This is a genomic window from Kribbella sp. NPDC051952, from assembly GCF_040680855.1.
Lineage (GTDB): Bacteria > Actinomycetota > Actinomycetes > Propionibacteriales > Kribbellaceae > Kribbella.
Genome location: NZ_JBFAXQ010000004.1, coordinates 344,341 through 363,874, shown reverse-complemented (window position 1 = coordinate 363,874; position 19,534 = coordinate 344,341). Strand labels below are relative to the sequence as shown.

General features: G+C 67.9%; 21 protein-coding genes and 1 pseudogene. 6 read left to right on the top strand and 16 right to left on the bottom strand.

All coding sequences use genetic code 11. The annotated features are described in order from the left end of the window. Window positions 1-23: 23 nt before the first annotated feature. On the bottom strand, window positions 24-842 hold the full coding sequence (gene tsf, locus AB0L70_RS11085; RefSeq protein ID WP_363682508.1) for a translation elongation factor Ts: 819 nt from the start codon (window positions 840-842) through the stop codon (window positions 24-26). An 84-nt stretch (window positions 843-926) separates the two neighbouring features. Continuing rightward, window positions 927-1,940, bottom strand: coding sequence for a 30S ribosomal protein S2 (gene rpsB / locus AB0L70_RS11080; RefSeq protein ID WP_363682506.1), 1,014 nt, complete (start codon window positions 1,938-1,940; stop codon window positions 927-929). Window positions 1,941-2,234: 294 nt separating this feature from the next. Here rpsB and AB0L70_RS11075 point away from each other — a divergent pair, with 294 nt between their 5' ends. Then, window positions 2,235-2,825 (top strand): M23 family metallopeptidase, encoded by a 591-nt coding sequence (locus tag AB0L70_RS11075; protein WP_363682504.1) that lies wholly within the window; start codon window positions 2,235-2,237, stop codon window positions 2,823-2,825. Here the strand turns inward: AB0L70_RS11075 and AB0L70_RS11070 are convergent. From AB0L70_RS11070 to AB0L70_RS11060, 3 genes are all read right to left on the bottom strand, one after another. Continuing rightward, complete coding sequence (locus tag AB0L70_RS11070; protein ID WP_363682502.1) at window positions 2,822-3,223, bottom strand: VOC family protein; 402 nt, start codon at window positions 3,221-3,223, stop codon at window positions 2,822-2,824. The two genes, AB0L70_RS11075 and AB0L70_RS11070, sit on opposite strands and share 4 nt — an antisense overlap. A 69-nt stretch (window positions 3,224-3,292) precedes the next feature. Then, a complete protein-coding gene (locus AB0L70_RS11065; protein WP_363682500.1) occupies window positions 3,293-3,772 on the bottom strand; it encodes an Rrf2 family transcriptional regulator in 480 nt (159 codons plus the stop codon). Window positions 3,773-3,847: 75 nt separating this feature from the next. Beyond that, a complete protein-coding gene (locus AB0L70_RS11060; RefSeq protein WP_363682498.1) occupies window positions 3,848-4,789 on the bottom strand; it encodes a tyrosine recombinase XerC in 942 nt (313 codons plus the stop codon). 136 nt (window positions 4,790-4,925) lie between these two features. On the opposite strand from AB0L70_RS11060, the gene AB0L70_RS11055 reads away from it, so the two are divergent. The 4 genes from AB0L70_RS11055 to dprA all read left to right on the top strand — a co-directional run bounded on the left by AB0L70_RS11055 (window position 4,926) and on the right by dprA (window position 10,044). After that, entirely contained in the window at window positions 4,926-6,560 is a 1,635-nt protein-coding gene (locus tag AB0L70_RS11055; protein WP_363682496.1) for an amino acid permease, read from the top strand. A gap of 207 nt (window positions 6,561-6,767) precedes the next feature. Further along, entirely contained in the window at window positions 6,768-7,124 is a 357-nt protein-coding gene (locus AB0L70_RS11050) for a YraN family protein (RefSeq protein WP_363682494.1), read from the top strand. Continuing rightward, window positions 7,124-8,698, top strand: coding sequence for a YifB family Mg chelatase-like AAA ATPase (locus AB0L70_RS11045; protein ID WP_363682492.1), 1,575 nt, complete (start codon window positions 7,124-7,126; stop codon window positions 8,696-8,698). The genes AB0L70_RS11050 and AB0L70_RS11045 overlap by 1 nt, the downstream gene beginning before the upstream one ends. A 269-nt stretch (window positions 8,699-8,967) precedes the next feature. Continuing rightward, window positions 8,968-10,044 carry a DNA-processing protein DprA gene (gene dprA / locus AB0L70_RS11040; protein ID WP_363682490.1) on the top strand — a complete coding sequence of 359 codons (1,077 nt, stop codon included), beginning with the start codon at window positions 8,968-8,970 and terminating at the stop codon, window positions 10,042-10,044. On the opposite strand, the gene AB0L70_RS11035 is transcribed toward dprA, so the two are convergent. The 11 genes from AB0L70_RS11035 to AB0L70_RS10985 form a co-directional block, all read right to left on the bottom strand. Beyond that, window positions 10,027-10,350, bottom strand: coding sequence for a DUF2469 domain-containing protein (locus AB0L70_RS11035; protein ID WP_012922325.1), 324 nt, complete (start codon window positions 10,348-10,350; stop codon window positions 10,027-10,029). The two genes, dprA and AB0L70_RS11035, sit on opposite strands and share 18 nt — an antisense overlap. A gap of 76 nt (window positions 10,351-10,426) precedes the next feature. Next, on the bottom strand, window positions 10,427-11,125 hold the full coding sequence (locus tag AB0L70_RS11030; protein WP_363682488.1) for a ribonuclease HII: 699 nt from the start codon (window positions 11,123-11,125) through the stop codon (window positions 10,427-10,429). 183 nt (window positions 11,126-11,308) lie between these two features. Continuing rightward, window positions 11,309-12,073 carry a signal peptidase I gene (lepB, locus tag AB0L70_RS11025; protein ID WP_363682486.1) on the bottom strand — a complete coding sequence of 255 codons (765 nt, stop codon included), beginning with the start codon at window positions 12,071-12,073 and terminating at the stop codon, window positions 11,309-11,311. Next, the gene (gene lepB / locus AB0L70_RS11020; RefSeq protein ID WP_363682484.1) at window positions 12,070-12,699 is read right to left on the bottom strand and encodes a signal peptidase I; all 630 of its coding nucleotides are present in this window, start codon (window positions 12,697-12,699) and stop codon (window positions 12,070-12,072) included. Before lepB (AB0L70_RS11020) ends, lepB (AB0L70_RS11025) begins: the two co-directional genes overlap by 4 nt. Window positions 12,700-12,843: 144 nt before the next feature. Then, on the bottom strand, window positions 12,844-13,203 hold the full coding sequence (gene rplS / locus AB0L70_RS11015) for a 50S ribosomal protein L19 (protein ID WP_363682482.1): 360 nt from the start codon (window positions 13,201-13,203) through the stop codon (window positions 12,844-12,846). A 185-nt stretch (window positions 13,204-13,388) separates the two neighbouring features. Further along, on the bottom strand, window positions 13,389-14,588 hold the full coding sequence (trmD, locus tag AB0L70_RS11010) for a tRNA (guanosine(37)-N1)-methyltransferase TrmD (protein WP_363682480.1): 1,200 nt from the start codon (window positions 14,586-14,588) through the stop codon (window positions 13,389-13,391). Beyond that, window positions 14,588-15,136, bottom strand: a complete 549-nt coding sequence (gene rimM / locus AB0L70_RS11005) for a ribosome maturation factor RimM (RefSeq protein WP_363682478.1) — start codon at window positions 15,134-15,136, stop codon at window positions 14,588-14,590. The genes trmD and rimM overlap by 1 nt, the downstream gene beginning before the upstream one ends. Window positions 15,137-15,333: 197 nt before the next feature. After that, complete coding sequence (locus AB0L70_RS11000; RefSeq protein ID WP_363682680.1) at window positions 15,334-15,585, bottom strand: RNA-binding protein; 252 nt, start codon at window positions 15,583-15,585, stop codon at window positions 15,334-15,336. A 5-nt stretch (window positions 15,586-15,590) separates the two neighbouring features. Continuing rightward, complete coding sequence (gene rpsP, locus AB0L70_RS10995; protein ID WP_363682476.1) at window positions 15,591-16,181, bottom strand: 30S ribosomal protein S16; 591 nt, start codon at window positions 16,179-16,181, stop codon at window positions 15,591-15,593. 172 nt (window positions 16,182-16,353) lie between these two features. After that, complete coding sequence (locus tag AB0L70_RS10990) at window positions 16,354-17,697, bottom strand: 6-phospho-beta-glucosidase (protein ID WP_363682474.1); 1,344 nt, start codon at window positions 17,695-17,697, stop codon at window positions 16,354-16,356. Then, the gene (locus AB0L70_RS10985) at window positions 17,694-18,446 is read right to left on the bottom strand and encodes a DeoR/GlpR family DNA-binding transcription regulator (RefSeq protein ID WP_363682472.1); all 753 of its coding nucleotides are present in this window, start codon (window positions 18,444-18,446) and stop codon (window positions 17,694-17,696) included. The genes AB0L70_RS10990 and AB0L70_RS10985 overlap by 4 nt, the downstream gene beginning before the upstream one ends. Window positions 18,447-18,587: 141 nt before the next feature. On the opposite strand from AB0L70_RS10985, the pseudogene AB0L70_RS10980 reads away from it, so the two are divergent. Then, window positions 18,588-19,534: pseudogene (locus tag AB0L70_RS10980) on the top strand (PfkB family carbohydrate kinase).

The following is a 19,534-nucleotide window of genomic DNA, read 5'->3' as shown; positions in this document are numbered from 1 at the left end:
TGCTGTCGGTCTGCAGCCTGCGATCAGGCGCCGACCTCGAAGCGGGCGAACCGCTTCACGGTCACGCCGGCCTCGTCGAGCACGGCCTTCACGGACTTCTTGCTCTCCTGGACCGACGCCTGCTCGAGCAGTACGACGTCCTTGAAGAAGCCGTTCACCCGGCCCTCGACGATCTTCGGCAGCGCCTGCTCCGGCTTGCCCTCCTCGCGCGCGGTCGCCTCGGCGATCCGCTTCTCGTTCTCGACCGTCTCGGCCGGGACCTCGTCGCGGGTGGTGTAGAGCGGGCGCATCGCGGCGGCCTGCATGGCAGCGCCACGGGCGGCCTCGACGTTGTCGCCCTCGAACTCGACCAGTACGCCGACCTGGGCCGGCAGGTCCGCGGCACGCTTGTGCATGTACGCGGTGACCTGGCCGTCGAAGACGGCGACCTTGCCGAGCTCGAGCTTCTCGCCGATGACCGCGGCCAGGGCCTCGATGTTCTCGGCGACGGACTTGCCGTCGGACAGCTTCTCGCCCAGCAGGCCTTCGATGTCGCCGACCTTGCTGGCAGAGGCGTGCGCGACGATGTCGGCGGCCAGCTGCTGGAACTGCTCGTTCTTGGCGACGAAGTCGGTCTCGCAGTTGAGCTGGACCAGCGCGTTCTCCGCCGCGGCCACCAGGCCGTTGGTGGCGGATCGCTCGGCGCCACGCTTGGCGGCCTTGGCCGCGCCGTGGATGCGCAGCTCCTCGATCGCCTTCTCGAAGTCGCCGTCGGTGGTCTCGAGCGCCTTCTTCGCGTCCATCATGCCCGCGCCGGTGGCGTCGCGGAGCTTCTTCACGTCAGCGGCGGTGTAGTTCGCCATTCCTCGTTCTCTCGTCTTGTCGATGCGGCTGGATGGGCGGGCTCGAGTGCCGCCCGGAACGAACCGGGCGGCAACTCAGGGCTGTCAGGCCTCGTCGGCCTTGGGGGCCTCGGTGGCCGGCGCCTCAGCGGGGGTCTCCTCGGCAGCCGGGGTCTCCTCGGCCTTGGCCTCGGTCACCGCTGCGTCGGTCGCGACCGGCTCGGTCAGCACGTCCTCGGCCTTCGGAGCCTCGTCGGCCTTCGGAGCCTCGTCGGTCTTCGGGGCCTCGGCGGCCGGGGCGTCGGCGGCCTTGGCGTCGGTGGCCTTGGCGTCGGCGGTGCCGTTCTGGCTCTCCAGCAGCTCGCGCTCCCAGGCAGCCATCGGCTCCTCGGCACCCAGCTCCTCGCCGGCCGCGGCCGCACCCTGGCCACCGCGCGACATCAGACCGTCGGCGACGGCGTCGGCGACCACGCGGGTCAGCAGGCCGACCGAACGGATCGCGTCGTCGTTACCCGGGATCGGGAAGTCGACCTCGTCCGGGTCGCAGTTGGTGTCCAGGATGCCGATGATCGGCAGCTTCAGCTTGCGCGCCTCGTCAACGGCGAGGTGCTCCTTCTTGGTGTCCACGATCCACACGGCGGCCGGAACCCGGGCCATGTCGCGGATACCGCCGAGGGTCTTCAGCAGCTTGTCGTGCTCGCGCCGCTTCTGCAGCAACTCCTTCTTGGTGACGCCGGAGGCGGCCACGTCGTCGAAGTCGATGAGCTCGAGCTCCTTGAGCCGCTGGAGCCGCTTGTTCACGGTCTGGAAGTTGGTGAGCATGCCACCCAGCCAGCGCTGGTTCACGTACGGCATGCCGACCCGGGTCGCCTGCTCGGCGATCGCTTCCTGGGCCTGCTTCTTGGTGCCGACGAACAGGATCGCGCCGCCGGAGGCGACCGTGCTACGAACGAACTCGTAGGCGCGGTCGATGTACGACAGCGACTGCTGCAGGTCGATGATGTAGATGCCGTTGCGCTCGGTGAGGATGTAGCGCTTCATCTTCGGGTTCCAGCGCCGGGTCTGGTGCCCGAAGTGCACGCCGCTCTCGAGCAGCTGCTTCATGGTCACGACGGCCATGAGGGGGTCCTCCTGTCGCGCCCGGTCGTCCGACGGGGCGCTGTTCTCGGTTGTCTCGCGGTGCACCGGGGTTGGTCCACCGCTCCTGATGCCCGTCGGCGCGCAACCACCCGGGGATTCCCCGGGACCGTTGGCGGCACGCTGTTGTGCGGGCATGCGTAGTCGTCCCACTCACATGGGACGCCACCGGAAGTGTACGGGACCAGCCCTACCGAACGCGAACCGGCGGCCGCTTGTCCACAGGCGGCGAATTCGCCGGTCGAAACCGCTCACAATCACGGCATCTTCCCTGGCATGAACGCTCTTCTCTCAGCCCTCATCCTCCCCCTCGCCTCCCCCGACGCCACCGGCTGGCCACTCCAGCCCCGGCCCCAGGTCGTCCACGGCTTCGAGCTCCCCGCCAAACCCTGGCTGCCCGGCCATCGCGGCGTCGACCTGGCCGGCACCCCCGGACAACCAGTACTCGCAGCCACCGCCGGCACGATCACGTACGCCGGACCCCTCGCCGGCCGCGGCGTGATCACGATCGACACCGGGCCCCGGCGTACGACCTATGAGCCTGTCGTCGCGGCTGTGGAAGTCGGTATGGCGGTGTCGGCCGGAGCTGTGATCGGGCATTTGTCCGCCGCGGGCTCGCACTGCAGACCGGCGGCCTGCCTGCATTGGGGTCTCGTTCAGGGACGGCAGTATCTGAATCCGCTCACGCTGGTCCCCGACCGCCCGGTCCGACTGCTTCCGCTCAGCACAACATCACCGGCGCCACCTGGGCACGCCGCCGCGCCCGCCGGCACTGCGTCACCGACCCATGGGCGAACAGCCAGCGCCATCGTTGGGGCGGCCGCTGCCCTGACGGTGGCCGGCGGCCTGCTGATCAGGCGGCACTAGGCAGGCAGGTTGAGCTGCCAGGACACCCCGAACCGGTCATTGACCCAGCCGAACTTCCGGCTGAAGCCGTAGTTGGCGAGCCCCATCAACACCGCGCCGCCCTCGGACAGCGCGGCGTACAACCGGTCGAGCTCGGCCTCGTCCGGGCAGTCGACGAACATCGACACCGACGGCGTGAAGGAGAAGTCGTGATGCACGAAGCTGTCGCTACACATGAACTCCCGTCCCGCGAGCGTGAAGACCGCGGTCATCACCGACCCCTCGGGACCTGGACCCTCGGGCCTGTGGCGCTGGATCGAGACGACCTTGGCGTCGTCGAACAGCGACAGGTAGAAGTTCATCGCTTCCTCGGCCGCGCCCTCGAACATCAGGAACGTGGTGATCTTCTGCTCCGCCATCGCCTTCCTCCTTTAGTCACGACTTATATAAGTCGTGACGGTAGCAGGCTGCAGCCGGGAACGCGAGGCTCAGCTGCCGGGGACGCGGGCCTGCCAGGCATCCTCGTCGCGCGAGCGACGTTCGACGCCGGCCGGAAGCTTGTTCTTGGCGAGGTCGACCAGCGTGGTGTGCTCGAGGACGTCACGCAGGCTGGCGCGAGCTGCGATCCAGACGCGCTGGAGGACGACGGCCCGCTCGTTGTAGGCGACGCTCTCGGGCCGGACACCGGAGATGCTCACGATCGGCCCGTCCACCGCACGCATCACGTCGGCGACCGAGATCTCGTTCGGGTCGACAGCCAACCGCCAGCCGCCGGACTGGCCGCGCTGGCTCACCAGGACGCCGGAGCGCCGGAGATCGGCGAGGATGCCCTGCAGGAAGCCGTGCGGAATGCCCTGCGCGCGGCTGAGCTCCTCGGCCGACACGACCGAGGGGTCGTTCGCGACCCATCGCTGGGTGATCTCGATCAGAGCTCGCAACGCATAGTCAGACTTCGCCGAAACCCGCATGTTCCGCAGTCTGCCGCATCGGCCCGCCACCGCGCCGCATCCCCACTCCATCCGAGCCAGGATCAGTCCCGGGGATCAGGCGCGCGGATGTGCCTGTTCGTAGGCTTTGCGGAGGCGATCGGTCGAGACGTGGGTGTAGATCTGGGTCGTCGCCATCGATGCGTGTCCGAGCAGTTCCTGCACGCTGCGAAGGTCGGCCCCACCCTCGAGCAGGTGGGTGGCGGCTGTGTGCCGGAGGCCGTGCGGCGAGAGATCGGGTGCGTCGACGACCCCGATCCGCTCGTGGACGAGACGCCGTACCGCTCGTTGATCGATCCTGCCGCCGCGAGATCCCAGGAACACCGCCGGTCCACTCCCCTGCCGGACCAGCTGCGGCCGGGCCTCGGTCAGCCAGCGATCGAGCGCTTCGGCGGCCGGCACGCCGTACGGGACCGAGCGCTCCTTACGGCCCTTGCCGAATACGCGGACGACGCGCCGCGACGGGTCGATCTCGTCGATGTCGAGGGCGCAGAGTTCGCCGACGCGGATGCCGGTTGCGTAGAGAAGCTCCATGATCGCGAGGTCGCGGAGGCCGACCGGGCTGCCGTCGTCCGCCGCCACCGCGGCGGCATCGAGGACGGCACGTGTGTCGGCCTGACCCAGGACGCCGGGCAGGCTCTTGTGCGGCTTCGGGCTCACCAGCAGCGCGCCCGGATCCGAGCTGATCCGGCCCGTTCGCTGTGCCCAGGCAGTGAAGACACGCGCGGCGGTCGCGCGGCGCGACATCGTGCTGCGCGCCTTCCCAAGGCTCTGCTGCTTGGCCAGCCACGACCGCAATCCGCGGATGTCGAGGCCGTCCAGCTCATCGTGACCAAGCCGAATCAAATGATCGAGTAAATCCGCGACGTCACCGATGTACGCTCTGACCGAGTGAGTGCTGAGGTCTCTCTCCGCCGTCAGATGCCGTTCGTAGTCAGCCAGTAACACAGTGAAACCTTCCGGCCAGGAAGGGCTCGTACTGACATCGTCCGGCGTCATGATTCGACGATGCGGGAGGCGGCCTGGCATCGCAAGCCACCGCGCGGGGGCGAGGAGAGGAGGGACTGGTCGATAGCCCGACGGTCGACTACTGTTCGGCCCGATTGCCCTAGTAGCAACGGAGGCACCCCTGACCATGGCCCCCTCAGCGAACGGACAGACCGTAGGCCGGCGTTTGCCGGTCGAGTCGGCGTTCACTCGAGTCGAGGACGCACGACACCGTCTGCCGCGCTTGTTCGGTCGTCGCGACCTGGTTGTACTTGGCCTGGGCGTGATGATCGGGTCCGGCATCTTCAGCATCAGCGGTAACCAGGCGGCCAAGGTCGCCGGTCCCGCCGTGATCGTCTCGTTCGTGATCGCGGCGATCGTGTGTGTTCTGGCTGCGGCCTGCTACGCCGAACTGTCGTCCACGATCCCGGTCTCGGGTAGCGCGTACACCTTCAGTTATGTGACTTTCGGCGAGATGTGGGCCTGGCTGGTCGGGTGGGCACTCGTGCTCGAGCTCGTCACCGCGGCCGCCATCGTCGCCCGCGTCTGGTCGGCCTATTTCCTCGCCACCCTGGACGGATTCGGTGTGACGCTGCCCACCAGTGTGGCCAAGTTCTTCGGCCCGGACGCGCAGGTCAACCTCGTCGCCCCGGCGCTGCTGCTGATCCTGACCGCGATGGTTGTCACCGGCACCAAGTTGTCGGCCCGCGTCCTGACCATCGTGGTGATCGCCAAGGTCGCCGTGATCATCCTGGTCGTCGTGGTCGGCGCAGCGCACATCAGCATGGACAACTACCACCCGTTCGTGCCGATGGCCCGGGCCGCGCCGGCGACCGCGAGTCCGACCTTGCTCGGCTGGATACTCGACTCGTCGTTCGGATCGTTCGGCATGATGGGCATCTTCACGGCCGCCAGCTCGATCGTGTTCGCCTACATCGGGTTCGACCTGATCGCGACCGCGTCCGAGGACGCCCGCAGCCCGCGCAAGACGGTTCCGCAGGGCATGCTGCTCGGCGTCGGCGCCGTCACGATCCTGTACATCGCGATGGCCGTCGTACTGGTCGGCATGCGCCCGTACGGGCAACTGGGCGGGAGCGCACCGGTCTCCGAGGCGTTATCCGCGGTTGGCGTCGGCTGGGCCGCAAACGTGGTCAATCTGGGCGCCTTGCTCGCTTTGATGACTGTGGTCATGGTGGTTTTGATCGCCCAGAGCCGCGTGCTGTTCAACATGGGTCGTGACGGCCTGCTGCCGAAGAGCCTCGGCCGAGTCAGCCGGGTGTACTCCTCCCCCGCTCGCGCGGCCGCCGCAGCCGGCTTCGCTGCCTTGTTACTGACGCTCTACCCGAAGGTCCTGGAGCTCGAGGAGCTGCTGGTCATCGGTGCCCTGTTCTGCTTCGCGTTCTGTGCGGTCGGTGTCCTGACCCTGCGCCGCTCCGAGCCGAACCTGGAGCGCGGGTTCCGGGTGCCGATGGTGCCGCTGATCCCGTTGCTGTCGCTGGCCTCGACGGTGTGGCTGATGCTCAACCTGAAGACGAGCACCTGGACGAAGTTCGGCGTCTGGATGGTCATCGGCATCGCGATCTACGGCCTGTACGGGCGCTGGCACAGCCGGCTGGCGAACGAGGACAGCTGGGACTTCGACATCGGCGACACCGACCCGGGCACGGGCGGCCTGCAGGCCGTCCAGCACCAGCCGGACATCCGGTCGAACGAACTGCGCGCGATCCGCACGCCACCAGAGCAGCAGCAGAAGCCCACCCGCGGCAAGCACATGCGCAACTGAAGTCGCTTGCCCTTGGCAACTGTGTTCTCCACAGGCGAGCTGTCGCCCGCAGGTGGGCTGTTGCCCGCAGGTGGGCTGTTGCCCGCAGGCGAGCTGTTGCCCGCAGGTGATTTGTTGTCCGGAGGTGGGCGGTTTGTCCACAGGTGAAAAGTGAGGTCCGAAATCGTGGCCTGATCCCGGCATGTTCTGTGTCGGAGGTGGTCAGCGATGCGGACCAAGAACGTAGTCGGGCGGTACGGCGAAGATCTCGCCGCGAGGTATCTCAGTTCGCACGGTTTCGCCGTGCTCGAGCGCAACTGGCGCTGCGAGCTCGGCGAGATCGACATCGTCGCGCGCGAAGGCGACGCACTCGTCATCTGTGAGGTGAAGACCCGCCGCGGGCTGAATTACGGCTCTCCGCTGGAGTCGATCACCTACCGGAAGCTGACCAGGCTCCGGAAGCTCGCGGGTCGCTGGCTGCAGAGCCACGAGCTCAGGCCCGCGTCGATCCGGATCGACATCATCGCGGTCCTGTTCGACCAGAACACGGCGCCGACCGTCGACCACGTCCGGGGCGCGGCCTGATGCCGCTCGCACACACGTGGTCGGTGGCCCTGGTCGGCCTGGAAGGGCACCTGGTCGAGGTCGAGGCGGACATCGCACAAGGCCTGCCGAAGACGACGCTCATCGGCCTGCCGGACGCATCGTTGTCCGAGGCCCGCGATCGCGTCCGGGCCGCTGTCGTGAACAGTGGCGAGAAGTTCCCCGACCGCAAGGTCACCATCGGACTCTCACCGGCAACCCTGCCCAAGACCGGATCCCACTACGACGTCGCTATCGCCCTGAGTCTCCTCACGGCCGCCGGCGTGGTCGATCCCGATTCGCTTCGGCAGACCGCGATCATCGGCGAGCTCGGCCTCGACGGCCGCATCCGCGAAGTCCGCGGCGCCCTCGCGATGACACTCGCCGCCGCCCGGGCCGGCTTCGACCGCATCGTCGTCCCCGAGCTCAACGCGGGCGAGGCGCGCCTGGTGCCAGGCATCGAGGTGTACGGGGTGCGATCGCTGCGGCAGGTGCTCGCGCTGTTGCGCGGGATCGAGATCCCGGACGAGGCACCGCCGCGGGCCGAGCCGCGGTTGCTGTCTGAATCGCTGACCCGGGTTCCAGAGGTCGATCTCGACGATGTCATCGGACAGCGCGAGGGCCGTCGGGCGATCGAGGCTGCCGCGGCCGGCGGTCATCATCTGTTCCTGCACGGACCACCGGGCTCGGGGAAGACCATGCTGGCCGAGCGGCTCGCTGGGTTGATGCCTGATCTCACCACGGACGACTCGCTGGAAGTGTCGGCCGTGCATTCGCTGGCCGGGCTGCTGACCGGTGATGCCGAGCTCGTGGTCCGTCCGCCGTTCATCGCGCCGCATCACACGGCGTCGATGTCGAGCCTGGTCGGCGGCGGCACGGGGATGCCGCGGCCGGGCGCGATCAGCTGCGCACACCGCGGGGTGCTGTTCATCGACGAGGCTCCTGAGATGCACCCGCTCACGCTCGATACGTTGCGGCAGCCACTCGAGTCCGGGTACATCGAGGTGCACCGATCGGCCGCGGTGGCCAAATTCCCGGCGCGCTTCATGCTCGTGCTCGCCGCCAATCCCTGTCCCTGTGGGCTGTCCGGGACGAACCACGGGATCTGCAACTGCACCCCACAAGTGCTGGCGCGGTACCGGCAGCGGATCAGCGGCCCGATCAAAGACCGGATCGACATCCAACGTCAGATCCTGCCCGCCGCGCGCGGGCTCAGCGACGACGAGCCGGAGTCGACCGCAACCGTCGCCGCGCGCGTCAACGCCGCCCGCGAACGCCAGACACACCGCTACCGCGACACCGCGTGGATCCTCAACAGCGAGGTCCCCGGTCCGGTCCTGCGTCGCGACTTTCCGCTCGACACCACCAGCCAGAAGTTGCTCGAAGGTCTGTACTCCGCCGGCCGGATCACCGCCCGCGGCTTCGACCGCGTCGTCCGCCTCGCCTGGACCTTGGCCGACCTCGAGGGCATCCCCCAACCCACCGTCGACCTGACCCACCAAGCCTTCCAACTCCGCAGCGGCGAACCCCTGACCCCTCTCACCGACACCCGCCCCCTCAAAGGACTCCGAGCATGACACCCACCTGCGCCCCCACACTCAACGACCTCAGCACAGACAAGTACCCCGAGCTGGACCATCGTGCCCACTCAGGCGGAGAACGCGAGAAATGCGCAATTGCAGGCGGTTCAGGTGGTGAGCTCGGGTTGGAGCGAGCCGGGGCAGGTGGGTCGGGTAGTGAGCCCGGGTTGGAACGCGCCGGGGCGGGTGGCCGGGGTGGGGGTGCTCGGGGAGCTGTGGGTGGGGGTGATGATCGGGAAAGGCTGGCTCGGGTTGGGTTGTCCCGGGTGGTGGAGCCTGGCGATCTGGCCGCGTTGAAGGCGTTCGACGGGCTGGGCGTGCTGGAGATCTGGGAGCTGCTGCAGGAGAGCTCTCCCGGAATGGAGCGATGGTCGACCCGGCTCGCCGAGGCTGATCCGGAGCGGGATCTCGAGCGCGCAGCGGATGCCGGAGCGCGGTTCGTGATCCCCGGCGATGACGAGTGGCCCGATCAGGTGGAGATCCTCGCGGAAGCCGGGCAGCTCAGCCGCAGGGCGGGCGTTCCGTTCGGACTGTGGGTCCGTGGGCCGGCGAATCTCCGGCACGTCCTCGCGAGGTCCGTCGCGATGGTCGGTTCGCGCGCGTGTTCGACGTACGGCGAGCATGTCGCGGCGGAGTTGTCCGCGGGCCTGGCGGAGAACGGCGTCACCGTCGTGTCCGGCGGGGCGTTCGGGATCGACGCGGCGGCTCATCGCGGTGCGCTCGCGGCCTCGGGAGTGACGGTCGCGGTGCTGGCGTGCGGGGTCGATGTCAGCTATCCGAAGCGCAACTCGGCCCTGTTCAGCCGGATCGTCGAGCAGGGCCTGGTGATGAGTGAGCTGCCACCGGGATGCTCGCCGACGAAGCTGCGGTTCCTTGCCCGCAACCGGCTGATCGCGGCCGGCACCCTCGGCACGGTTGTGATCGAGGCCGCCGTACGCAGCGGTGCCCTCAACAGCGCGGGGTGGGCCGAGCAATGCGGTCGCGCGGTCCTCGCCGTACCTGGGCCGGTCACGTCACGGATGTCGGCCGGGAGTCATCTGCTGGTCCGAGAGCGCGACGCCGTACTCGTCACCAGCGTCCCGGACATCATCGAGGCGATCTCCCCGTTGGGCACCCGGCTCACGCCGTACCCGCAAGAACCAAGGACCGTCACCGACGACCTGGACCACGACCTCCGTCGCACTCTGGACGCGGTCCCTCGCATCCACCCAGCTCCCGCCCCTCGCATAGCGATCACCGCGGGCCTGGACCTGCTCACAACCCAAACGTCGCTGGAAGCTCTAGCAGATCTCAACCTGGTAGAGCCCAGCGACGAAGGCTGGCGGTTAGCGGCCGAAGTCTGAGTCTTTGGGGACTTCCAGGTCGGACTTGGCGAGTTCTTCGATGTTGACGTCGCGGAAGGTGACGACCTTGGCGTTCTTGACGAAGCGGGCCGACCGGTAGACGTCCCAGACCCACGCGTCGGCCATCGTCACCTCGAAGTAGACGTCACCACCTTCGGTGCGGACCTTCAGGTCGACCGCGTTGCAGAGGTAGAAGCGCCGCTCGGTCTCCACGACGTACTTGAAGATCCCGACGACGTCCTTGTACTCCCGATAGAGCTGCAGCTCCATATCGGTCTCATACTTCTCAAGGTCGTCAGCGCTCATACCTCCACCTCGCAACGCTCGGTTCCGGCATGAGCGCTGAGGGGCGCTGCGTTGTTGGTTCGCTCGCTACGCTCACTCACAGGCTCTCCACTCCGGTGGGACTGGTCACATTCTGTCCCATATCGGGTCGCAGACTGCGGCGGACATTCTCGAACCGCCGTCGATGTTGTGGGCACGGGCCGTATTCGTCCAGTGCCGCCTGGTGTTCGGGCACGCAGTAGCCCTTGTGGATCCCGAAACCGTACTGCGGGTACACCTTGTCCCAGTGCTCCATCACCCGGTCCCGAGTCACCTTGGCAATCACAGACGCCGCCGCGATACAAGCCGCCACGCGGTCACCCTTCCAGATCGCCAGGCCCGGTACGTCGAGACCGTCGACGCCGAAGCCGTCGGTCAACACGTACGACGGCCGCACGTCGAGCCGGAACAGGGCCCGCCGGAGTGCCTGGACGTTGGCGACGTGCATGCCGAGGCGGTCGCATTCGGCAGCCTCGATCGAGACGACCGACCAGGCGAGCGCGCGTTTGCGGATCTCGTCGTAGCACCGGTCGCGGGCCTTGGCGGTGAGCAGCTTGGAGTCGGCGAGCTCGGGGATCTGACCGCGCTTGCCCTCCGGCAGGATCACCGCGGCAGCGACCAACGGGCCAGCGCAGGGTCCACGCCCGGCCTCGTCCACACCGGCGATCGGGTCCAGGCCGACGCGGCGCAGTGCCCGCTCATACCCGTACAGCCCGGCATCCCGCCGTACGGTGCTCCCTCGCGGCAAAGAACTCATACAACCCACTCCACACACCCCACCCTAAGCACGGCGACCCACCCCAACACCACGGGGTTGGAGGGTCGTGCCGGCGCGGCCGAACATCCCACCTCAGGCAGCGCCGACCGGCGCGCGGAGGTGGGGTTGGGGGGTGATTCCGGGGCCGACGGGCGAGGGAGTTTGAGGGGCACCGGGGTTCGCTTACTTGGGGGGTGGAGTGAGGGAGATCGAGGGTTTGTCCGGGGCGGGACCGGGGGCCGGCACCGCCTTGAACGTGTCGGGTACGCCGAGTTTGCCCCACCGTCCGGCGGGCCAGACGATCATGATGGCGCGCCCGGTGATCTTGTCCATCGGCACGAACGCCGCGTCGCCGGTATTACCGCCGTTGGGATCCGTGTCCTGCAAATGGACGCGGGAGTCCCCCGAAGCAGAGCGATGGTCACCCATCACGAACACCCGACCGGCCGGGACAGTCACCTGGAAGTCCATTTGCGACGGCGCGTCACCCGGATACAGATAGCTCGTCTCGTCGAGCGGCTGACCGTTGACCAGCATCCGGCCCTTGGCGTCGCAACACGTGACCTTGTCCCCCGGCATACCGATGAGCCGCTTGATCAGGTGACCGTGGCTGGAGTCCGGGAGCAGACCGACCACCTCGAAGAACCGGCCGACCGAACCGCGCTTCTGACCGCTCTCCTCCGGACCGAGCCAGCCGCCCGGATCCTCGAACACGACCACGTCGCCACGCTTGACGTCCGTCAGCTTCTCGACCACGACCCGGTCACCGACCAGCAGGGTGTTCTCCATCGACTCACTCGGGATGATGAACATCTGCCCGACGAACGCCCGCAGGATCGAGGAGACGATCAGGGCCCCGACCACGATCAGCACGAACTCGCGGGCGGCCGCCGCGAAGCCCGAGCGGTGGGCGGGTTTGGCGTCCGTCTTGGTCGGTGTATCGGTCACTTCTTCAGCCCCGGCTTCTTGAAGGTTTCCGGAGGACGCAGCATCGTCATCCGGTCAGACGGCCAGATTACGCAACAGGCCCGGCCAACCACGTTCTCGACCGGCACGAATCCACCGCCGGGGCCGCCCATATGGGCACGGGAGTCGGCCGATTCGGCCCGGTTGTCGCCCATCACCCACAGATGGCCGGCGGGCACGGTCACGTTGAACGGCACCTCGGACGGTTTGGCGTCCTGGAGCAGGTACTCGCGTTCGTCCAGCGGGATCCCGTTCACGGTGAGCTGGCCGGCCTTGTTGCAGCAGACAACCTTGTCGCCGGCGATGCCGATCACCCGCTTGACCAGGTGGCCCTCGCCGCTGCGCGGCAGGATGCCGACGAACTCACCGACCTTGCGGAACGGGCCGGGCTCGGCCTGCTCCTCGTTCAGCCAGTTACCGGGGTCCTTGAAGACGATGATGTCGCCGCGATCGACGTCGCGGTGCAGGTAGCTGATCTTCTCGGCCAGGATCCGGTCGTCCTTGGTCAGAGTGTCGTACATCGACTCCGACGGGACGTAGAACGCTTCTGCGACGAAGAGCCGCAGTACCACCGTGATGACGAGTGCGAGCACCGTCACGGTGGTCATCTCGACGAGCAGACTGAGCAGCGGATTCCGCTGCTTCAGCCTGCGGTGACGTCCCTTGCTGCGACGTGCCCTCCGGGGTGCCGGGCGAGGGCGAGCGCGAGTCGCAGTGCTCGGCGCCATAGGTGACCGTCGTCGCTAGGGCGATCAGGAGGCCGGGATGTCCCGCTTCTCCTTGATCTTGGCTGCCTTACCGCGCAGCTCACGCAGGTAGTAGAGCTTCGCGCGGCGCACGTCGCCGCGGGTCACGACCTCGACCTTGTCGACGATCGGGGTGTGCAGCGGGAAGGTCCGCTCGACACCGACACCGAAGCTGACCTTGCGGACCGTGAAGGTCTCCTGCAGGCCGCCACCCTGGCGCCGGATCACGACACCCTGGAACACCTGGACGCGGGACCGGTTGCCCTCGACGACCTTGACGTGCACCTTGACGGTGTCACCGGGGCGGAAGGAGGGGATGTCGTCGCGCTTGCTCGCGTTGTCGAGCTCGTTCAGGATGTTGCTCATCAGGTGTCTCTTCCTCGCGCGTGCCACAGGTCACCCACGAATGTCGTTGGTGATGAAGTCATCAGGACGGCTGTGCGTAGTTGCACAGCTCATCGCGTGCCGCCGGTCGGTGGTCACCCCCTGTGGCAGGAGCACCGAAGGGCAGCAACGAGCAATCTTGCCACACCGCCCCAGCGGAACCGAAATCAGCGCCGCCTGCGACGCTTGGCGAACAGAACCAGCTCGACTTTCGCAGTCTGTTGCTCGCGTCGTATCTCACGGTAACCGGCCTTCCGGTACAGACCGAGGTTGCGGTCACTCTCCGCACCGGTGTTCAGCTCGTACGACGTGACCTCGGCCGGCGCGAGCTTCTCGGCGACCTGGAGCAGCCGGGCGCCCAGTCCGCGCCCCTGCCAGTCCGGTGCCACGATCAGCCGCTCGACGCGCCCCACCGAGCCGTCCACGGTCAGCTGGACCGACCCGACGATCCGGGTCCCCGCCACGGCCTTGAGTACGCCGCCCCGCTTGACGCGTTCCACACTCGCCGATGGGTCCTCGGCCAGCGGTGGGATGGTCAGGTCCCCGTAGATCCGCCCCTCCGACAGGAACGACGCCAACTGCAGTGTGTGGATCTCGCCCGCATCAGCCTCCGTCGCGGGCAGTACCCGGACCTGCGCGGCCGCATCGTCCTTCCCCGCGACCGCATCACCCCAGGCCGCGAGCAGATCCGGCCGGCGCTCGGCAGTACGGCGTACCGACTCGTCGTGACGCCACTGCGCGATCACACCGTGGTTCCCGGACAGCAGTACGTCGGGTACGTCGTGACCGCGCCAACTCGTGGGTTTCGTGTACACCGGGTACTCGAGCAGGCCGTCGCCGGAATGGGACTCCTCCGCGAGGGACTCCGGGTTGCCGATCACACCAGGCAGCAGGCGCGCCACCGCCTCGACCATGACGAGTACCGCGACCTCGCCACCGTTGAGAACGTAGTCCCCGATGGATACCTCATCAACGCGCATCCGCTCACCGGCGTACGACGCAACCCGCGCATCGATCCCCTCGTAGCGGCCACACGCGAAAGCGAGCCATGGCTCGGCAGCCAGCTCGTAGGCGAGCTCCTGGGTGAAGGGCCGACCAGCTGGCGTGGGCACAATCAGACGCGGCTGCAGGACGCCGTCCACCGGAGCGATGGCGTCGAGGGCCTCGCCCCACGGTTCTGGCTTCATCACCATGCCCGCGCCACCGCCGTACGGGGTGTCGTCGACGGTCCGATGGCGGTCGTAGGTCCAGTCGCGCAGGTCGTGCAGGTGGATGTCCAGCAGGCCGCTCTTGGCCGCCTTGCCGACCAGGGAGACGTCGAGCGCGGCCAGGTACTCCGGGAAGATCGAGACGACGTCCAGCCTCATCAGTCCGCGTCCGGCTCGGTCGGGACGACCTCGGCGCCCTCCGGGTCCAGGAGACCGGGCCGGTCGGCGACAACGACGTACTGCTTGTCCACGTTGATCTCCGGGACCAGCGCTTCGACCAGCGGCACGAGTACAGCGTTGCCGGCCGGGCGGCGGATCTCCAGGAGGTCCTGCGAGGGCAGGTGTACGACGTCGATCACCTCGCCGGCCTCGACACCGTCGGAGGTCCGAACGGCGAGCCCGATCAGCTCGCGGTCGTAGTACTCCTCCGGGTCCTCGGGACGCTCGTCCGCGTCGATCTCGGCCAGTACGACGAGGTTGCGCAGCTGCTCGGCGGCGGTCCGATCCGGCACCCCGGCGAACTTCACCAGCAGCCGGCCACTGTGCCACCGGCTCGCCTCGATGGTCAGCGTCCGCGGCACCTTCGACTCCGTCACCACGGTCGCCCCGTCCGCGAACCGCCGATCCGGCTCGTCCGTGCGGACCTCCAGCCCGACCTCGCCCTTGATCCCATGCGCCCGGCCGATCCGCCCGACAGTCACCAACACCCGTACAAACCCTTCTGCTCAACAACACGCTCACTTCACCTTCGTGAAGTGACGCTGGACATTTTGTCGCACAACACCTGACGGCTGCCCCACGGGAGCCGACCCAGGTGAGTGGGAAAGGTGGGGTGGCGATGGACTTGAGGATAGGACGAAGGGCCGCGCCCGGGTGGGTGCGGCCCTTCGGAGTACTGCTCGAGTCAGCGGCGCGGGCGCCGGTTGAGCTCGTCGACGAAGTCGATGCGCAACGAGGACTCGGAACTGATCGCGCCGACGACGGTGCGGATGGCGGTGGCGGTCCGGCCGTTGCGGCCGATCACCTTGCCGATGTCGTCGGGGTGCACGTGCACCTCGAGGGTGCGGCCGCGCCGCAGGTTCCGGGACCTGACATTGACGTCGTCAGGGTTGTCCACGATGCCTCGGACCAGGTGCTCGAGCGCCTCGGTCTCCATCATGGTCAGGCCTTGGCGTCGTCGGTGGCGGGCGCCTCGGCGGCAGCCTCGTCAGCCTTCGGAGCCTCGTCCTTGGCAGCCTCGTCCTTGGCAGCCTCGGCCTTAGGAGCCTCAGCCTTCGGGGCGTCGTCCTTGGCGGCCTCGGCCTTGGGGGCGTCGTCCTTAGGAGCGTCGGCCTTCGGAGCGTCGGCCTTCTTCTCGGCCGTCTTCTTCGCCGCGGTCTTCTTGGCGGTGACGGCCTCGGTCTTCAGCGTGCCGTGCGCCTCGGCGAGGGCCTCGTTGAAGATCTCCTGCTTGTCGCGCTTCGGCTCCTTGACCCGCAGCGGCGCCGGGGCGTCCTGGCCCTTGAACTTCTGCCAGTCGCCGGAGGCCTTGAAGATCGCCTCGACGGCCTCGGTCGGCTGCGCGCCGACGCCCAGCCAGTACTGCGCCCGGTCCGACTCGACGTGGATGAACGACGGCTCGGCCTTCGGGTTGTACTTGCCGATCTCCTCGATCGCGCGGCCGTCCCGCTTGGTCCGGGCGTCCATCACGACGATGCGGTAGTGCGGCGCACGCTTCTTGCCGATGCGCTTCAAACGGATCTTGACTGCCACGTTTGTGGGATCTCCTCGGATTACATGTCTGGGTGAGCAGCACAACGTCGTGGGGACAACGGGTAACCGCTCGATTGGGCCGGCCAGCACGTGGAGTTAGAGGGCTGCACGAAATCTGGACGGACTCAGCAGGCCATTGTGCCAGATAGCGGGTGGGCCAACCAACTCGGTGTCAAGCCCGGAACGGAGCCAGGTCGGGGAGTTGGTGGGCGTAGGCGTCCAGGAGCTTTCGGGCGGCGGTTACCGAGTCGATCAGCGGGTGCCAGGCGAGGGCCCGCAGGGCCGCGTCACGTGACCCACTGGCCGCTGCCTCGATCGTGGATCGCTCGACCGCCTTCACCGAGCAGACGAGACCCGCCTGGTGATCGGTCAGCTGCGACACCGTGATGGGCACTGCCCCGTTGGCGTCGACCGTACAAGGGATCTCCACCACCGCGTCGTCGTCGAGGTGATGCAGCACCCCGCGGTTGCGCACGTTCAGGATCAGCGACGCCCGCTCGTTGTGCGCGATCGCCCGCATCAGCGACAACGCGACCTGCTCATATCCCCCAGCAGCCATGTCCCGTTCGTCGCGCTCGCCCGCGTCGGCGACCTCACGGCTCTCCACCATGTACGTCGACTCACGCTCGGCCCGCGTCTTCTGCCACAACTCCAGCGCCTGGTCCGGCCGCTCGGCCGTCTCCGCATAGAACGCGGACTGCTGCTCCAGCAAGAACGTCCCCCGCGTCTGCCGCACAGCCTGTACGGCGGCCAGCGTCTCGCGCGCGAAGTAGTAATAGTGCAAGTACTCGTTCGGGATCGACCCCAACGACCGCAGCCACTCCACCCCGAACAGCCGGCCCTCCTCGAAGGACGCCAGCGCCTCGGACGATGCCAGCAACTCCGGCAGGAGATCACGCCCGCCGGACCGCAGCCCACGGAGCCAGCCCAGGTGATTCAGCCCGGCGTAGTCGTAGAACGCGGTGGACGGGTCCACGTCGAGTGCGAGCGCCGCACGACGCCCCAGGCCAGACGGTGAGTCGCAAATCCCGATCACCCGGTCGCCCAGGTACGGAATCATCGCCTCGGTCACCATGCCCGCCGGGTTGGTGAAGTTGATGGTCCACGCCTCCGGCGCCACCGCGGCGATCCGCTGAGCGATCGACACCGCCACGGGCAGCGTCCTCAGCCCATAGGCGATCCCACCAGCACCAACGGTCTCCTGACCCAGTACGCCGAGGTCCAGCGCGACCCGTTCATCGACAGTCCTGCCTTCCAGCCCACCGACCCGGATCGCCGAGAAGATGAACTGCGCACCCCGCAGCGCCTCGTCCAAGTCGGTCGTCTCGGTCACCACCGGGGCATCAGCGACCCCAGCAGCCTGCTGGCGCAGCACCGCCCCGATCGACGCCAACCGGGACGAGTCCGCATCGAAGAGCACCACCGACGTGATGCGGCCGGCGCCGCGGTCGCCGAGCAAGGCCTGGTAGACCAGCGGCACCCGGAATCCCCCGCCGCCAAGGATCGTCAGCCTCACGTCAACACCACCTGAACCCCTGCCTCTTCCAGTTGGGCCCGGGTCGCCTCGTCGGCGTCGGGCTCGGTCACCACCATGAACAGTTCACTCGGCTCGCACACCCGCGCGACCCCGTGCCCCGGGAACTTCGTCCCGTCCGCGAGCAGCACGACCCGATCGGCGGCCTGGATCATCGCCCGCTTCACCGGCACCTCGATCATCGTGCTGTCCATCACCCGTCCGTCCGGCCGGACCCCACTGGTCCCCAGGAACAGCCAGTCGACATGGATCTGCCGCAGGCTCTCCTCGGTCAAGTACCCCACCAGCGACCGGTAACTCCGGCGTACGAAGCCGCCGAGCACGATCAGCTCGATCTGCTCGTCGTTCTGCAACTCCTCGAGTACGGCCAGGTTGCTCGTGACCACCGTCAACGAACGGCCGCGCAGATGCTGTGCGACCCGCAGTGCGGTGGTCCCGATGTCGAGCAGCACCGACTCACCGTCGTTCACCAACTCGGCGGCCCGGCGAGCGATCCGGTCCTTTTCTTCGGCATGTACGGCGTTGACGTCCGCGAACGGCTCGTCTCCACCGTCGACGGCGAGCGCACCGCCGTACACCCGGGTCAGCCGACCCTCGGTGTGCAACTGCTCGAGGTCGCGACGAATCGTCGCCTCGCTCACCCCGAGCCGCGCGGCCAGCACTTTGACGCCCCCGGCCCCGTCGACCCGGAGCGCGCGCACGATCTCGTCCTGTCGCTGCTTCGGCAACACGCACCGACCGTATCATGCAAACTCCGTCATTATCGATCAAAGTCATGAGCAGGTATTGCGGATCTTGCGTAGGAGATTCAAGATTCATGCACGAGTTTGATCGAGCCTGCAGAGGTTGTGCAGGGGTGTGGAGCGCGCAGCATGAATGAGCTGGACGTGGTCGTGTCCGGCCTGGTCTTCCAGGACCTGGTGCTCGGCCTGCCCGGTCCACCGCGCCCCGGCACCGAGGTGTTCGCCACCGACTCCCACGAGAGCCCGGGCGGCATCGCCAACTTCGCGGTCGCACTGGCCCGGCTGGGCCTGCGGACCGGCATGGCGGCCGCGTTCGGCGCGGACAACGGCGGCGACCGGGTCTGGGACCAGCTGGCTCGCGAAGGCATCGATCTGACTCTCTCCCGCAAGCTCGCCGGCTGGCGGACCCCACTGACGGTGGCCCTTGCCTATGACAACGACAGGGCTTTGGTCACCCGGGGCACCCCTCCCCTGCTGTCGGCCGACGAGCTGATCACCGCACCGCCGGCCGCCCGAGCCGTCGCCGCCCACATTGGTCCCTGGCCCAATGAATGGCTGGCGAAAGCGAAGGCGGCCGGCAGTGTGGTGTTTGCCGATGTCGGTTGGGACCCATCGGAGCAGTGGGACCCCGCTGTGCTCGCGCAGCTCGCGCACTGCGACGTGTTCCTGCCAAACGCCGACGAGGCGATGGCCTACACCGGACGGACAGTCCCGAGCGAGCGCTCGAGCGACTGGCCGAGCTGGTGCCACAGGTCGTTGTGTCGAATGGCGTACACGGAGCCCTGGCGATCGATGCCGGCTCCGGCGAGCGAATCGCCGTACCGGCGTATCGAGTCCCGGCGGCGGACACCACCGGGGCGGGTGATGTGTTCGCCGCCGGCTTCATCGCGGCCACGCTGTGGGAGCTGCCGTTCGAGCAGCGGGTGCGGTTCGCCGCCCTCACCGCGGCCCTGTCGGTCACCCGGCTCGGCGGCGCGGACGCCGCACCCCGTTGGGCAGACCTGGCGCAGTGGCAGGCAGCACACCCCGAAGACCACCACCTCCAAGCGCTGATCAGCGCCCACTCAGGAAGGTAG